This window comes from Brasilonema sp. UFV-L1 (genome assembly GCF_012912105.1).
Lineage (GTDB): Bacteria > Cyanobacteriota > Cyanobacteriia > Cyanobacteriales > Nostocaceae > Brasilonema.
In genome coordinates, this window is sequence record NZ_QMEA01000254.1 from 1 (window position 1) to 4,068 (window position 4,068).

Annotated in this window: 1 pseudogene; it reads right to left on the reverse strand. The window is 44.0% G+C overall.

The annotated features are described in order from the left end of the window. A pseudogene (locus DP117_RS33665) lies at nucleotides 1–3,594 on the reverse strand (hypothetical protein); the annotation flags it as partial. Nucleotides 3,595–4,068 lie beyond the last annotated feature (474 nt).

The following is a 4,068-nucleotide window of genomic DNA, read 5'->3' on the forward strand; positions in this document are numbered from 1 at the left end:
GCTCCCAAATTTCACATTCTCCCAAAAACTTTCAGCCTTAACTGAACCGTATTGTCTTCTAATGAGATTACCTTGAATGTCCCATAACCGTACTTTGTCGTCCCAATGAGCACTAACAATCAATTGCCCGTCTGGACTAAAAGCGACTGAACTTACATTAGAATTATTCTCTTGAGAAAGTTTTCTAATGAGATTACCTTGAATGTTCCATAACCGTACTGTTTTGTCCCGACTAGCACTAACAATCAATTGCCCATCTGAACTTACGGCGACTGAATTTACAGTAGAATTATGCCCTTGAAGGGGTTGACCAACGGGATGGAACTGAACGTCCCACAAGCACACCGTGTGGTCACTATGACCACTGATAATTTTTTGTCCATTGGGACTAAAGACTACTGAATTGACAGTAGAATTATGCTTTCGGACGAGTTTCCTAATCAGATTGCCGTTGATGTCCCATAATCGCACCGTCTCGTCATCACCGCCACTAGCAATCATCTGTCCGTCCGGACTAAAAGCGACTGAGTTAACATAAAAAAGTGTATGCCCTTGGAAGGGTTGACCGATACGATTGCCCTTGATATCCCATAACCACACTTTGTTGTCCTGATTACCGCTAACAATCATCTGCCCATCCCACCTAAAGGCGACTGAAGTCACAACATCTTCATGCTGTAAGGGTTGACCAATGGGATTGCCATTAATGTCCCATAACCGCACAGTCTTATCATCACTGCCGGTGACAATCATCTTCCCATCCTGACTTATAGCGACTGACCTGACCCAACCATCGTGCCCTTGGAATGGTTGACCAATAGGATTGCCCTGAATGTCCCACAACCGCACCGTCTTGTCTTGACTGCTGCTGATAATCAGCAGCCCGTCCGGACTTATGGCAACTGAACTGACCCCAAGATTGTGCCCCCGAAATGGTTGACCAATAGGATTGCCCTGAGTGTCCCACAACCGCACCGTCTTATCACCACTGCCGGTGACAATCATCTTCCCATCCGGACTTATAACGACTGAACTGACCCAATGAGCGTGCCCTTGGAATGGTTGACCAATAGGATTGCCCTGAATGTCCCACAACCGCACCGTCTTGTCTTGACTGCTGCTGATAATCAGCAGCCCGTCCGGACTTATGGCAACTGAACTGACCCCAAGATTGTGCCCCCGAAATGGTTGACCAATAGGATTGCCCTGAGTGTCCCACAACCGCACCGTCTTATCACCACTGCCGGTGACAATCATCTTCCCATCCGGACTTATAACGACTGAACTGACCCAATGAGCGTGCCCTTGGAATGGTTGACCAATAGGATTGCCCTGAATGTCCCACAACCGCACAGTCTTATCATGACTGCCAGTGACAATCATCTTCCCATCCGGACTTACAGCAACTGAACTGACAGAATCTTTATGCCCTTGCAAGATGTTTGATTCTCTGGCCATTTCCATTGCAGTATGAAGATTGAACTGAACCCGATCTAGAACTTGGTTTGGCAATTGTTCTAAATTTTGACCTACCGCTTTGATGGACCGAATCAAGGCATCAAAGGGTTCGTTTTGTATCACATCAGAGATTTTCTTAGCTTCGTTTAAAAGGTTTTCCCTTGCTTGGTGTTCTTTAACCTGCTGAATGCTACTCTCAATAAAGTCCGTCTCTCGCCTATTCAACCAGTTATAAGGTGATGCCGATATTTTTTCCAACTGTCTGAGGCGATCGCCATCAGACCAGAGAAGATCCCTACGTCTGCCATTGTGATCCCAATCGTTAGCAGCAGGTGTCAAACGCTGTTGTAGCATTAGATCATCTCGATTCTCTTTGATCCAATCCTGCAACATATCCCAACCCCGCACTAAAAAATCATGGGCTGGTTCTACATAAGGTTCCCCTGTTTCCCGTCCTTTGACAACTAGGCGAGCTTGCACCAAATGCTCAATCACCTTCGTCACTCGCTGGTTTTCTTCAAGGTTGGGATATACCAATTCTGAATCGGGTACCTGTCGCCGGGAAGCTTCCCAACCTTCAATAGTAAGCATCCGCAGCATCACGCGCTGCATGGTGGTTCTTTCTGCATCATTTGCTAGAAGAGCGTATTCTGCATTAGCTCTACTAGTGATTGAACCTGCTACTCCACCTTGACGCTCAAAATTTTCATCTATAGTTAAGGTACGCTGGGGTTTTTCCTGACCTTTTGATTGGTTGTAAAGCTTAATATATAATTCACTAAGGGTAAAAGATAACAAAGGCAACGCTCCAGGCATCTGCCCGATTTCATCAATCAATCGGTCTACCAAATTTGGTGGCTCGAAATATAATGCCATCTCCGATGCTGGTCCCACGATAGCCTGCCGTAATTCGTCCGATCTCATCGGTCGTACTGGGAAGCGGGCTTTTACCCAGTAGGCATTTAGAGGTGAGCCAATGAAGCGCGTTTCAAAGTCAGAGCGCAAAGTTAGCACCAAGCAAAGATGAGGACAAGATTTCAGAGTCTGTGCTAGCAGATTTAAAAACTGCTGCCACTCTTTTTTGTCTTCTTGGTTATTATCTTCTTTGCTATTGTGGCTGAGAGTGATTAGCTCTTCAAACTGGTCAATAATCAGTAAAAGTTTGACATTGGGGTGAGCTTGGCTCCAAGAAGTTACTATATTAATTAATTCTTGACGTTCTGTTTGTAAACTGGCAATTAAATTCTTTAGAGAGTCTTGAACTGTATTTTTTAGTTTCTCTAGCTGCTGCTCCTCATTTGAATTGCAGCACGCAGTTTTCAATTCCTCAAAACGGTCAATGAGTAATAATAGTTTCTTATCTAAACTAACATTATTCCAAATAGTAGCAAGGCTCTCAAATTGCTCAGCTTTTTCTTGGCAAGCTGTATTCAGAAAATTAATTTGTTCTATTTCAGTGGTGAAAGCTTCATTCGCGATCGCTAAAATTGTCCTTGCCAAAGCTGCAAAAGGATACTCCCCAGGACGCATAGGTTCAAGAATCTGCCACTCTTTATTCTTACGGAGGTAAGGAATTAACCCTGCTTTCACAAGGCTAGATTTCCCAGAACCAGAAATTCCTACAACTGCTGTTAACTGATGACCTGGTTGAGAAACCCAAACAGATAATTGTTGAATTACCTCTTGTCTACCGAAGAAAAATCGGGCGTGTTCTTCATCATAAGGCTTCAAACCGCGATAGGGATTGTTATTTTCATCTAGTTCTGGGGCAGGTGTGAGTTGATTGGGGTTAAAATTTGGTTTTGTGAATATAAACTCACCCCTATCGTGTTGTGGTAAAGGCCACAATCCAGGGGTTTGGAATTCATTAGACCATTTTTCGACAGAATCGCGCAGGTGAATGTAAAGTTCGGGTGCTGTAATGACACCATCTTTGCTCAAATCTGCTACTAAGGTTTTCTCTCCTTCAAGCTGTTCGCTTAATCCTTGAATGAGCGCCATTGCAAAAGGTGAGTGACCGGAATTATTCACTGTACGTTCGCTGATTTTTAGAGTCGAAGAGGAATTAATCGTTTGAGGGGAAAGGAATCGGGCGATCGCTGATGATGCACCAAATTCCTGTAGTCTGTAAGACATGTTGTGGGGAGGGGTGTGCGTATGGTGGTAAGCGAATAGGTAAAAATTAATTCTCTTACGAATCGATGTCCAAGGAAACAACCTGATTGTGCATCTACCGTGTCATACAAGGCGAAAGCTTTTGAGTGACTGCGTATTAAATGCTACAATTAAAAAGTAGCTTTCTCCTTGTATGACATGAAAAGAAATTGAATTCACCCAGAGGCGGTTACATGAGATCAGGTTGCTCCGTGTATTACATGGTAAAAAAGCGCTCTTCACGTTTATACGGTGTAATACACGGATATGGCTGATGTTGAAATGGGACATTCAATCAGATGATTATGGTCAAAGAGGGCTTATTTTACAGGGATGAGAGGTAATTATGTCAAGCAATGCACCGAATCTAGCTGATAAAGGGACTCAGGCATTTTCATTAATAGACCTCTTGCAAAAGTCATCCGTTATATGGGACAAGTAGGTGAGAGTGGGCAA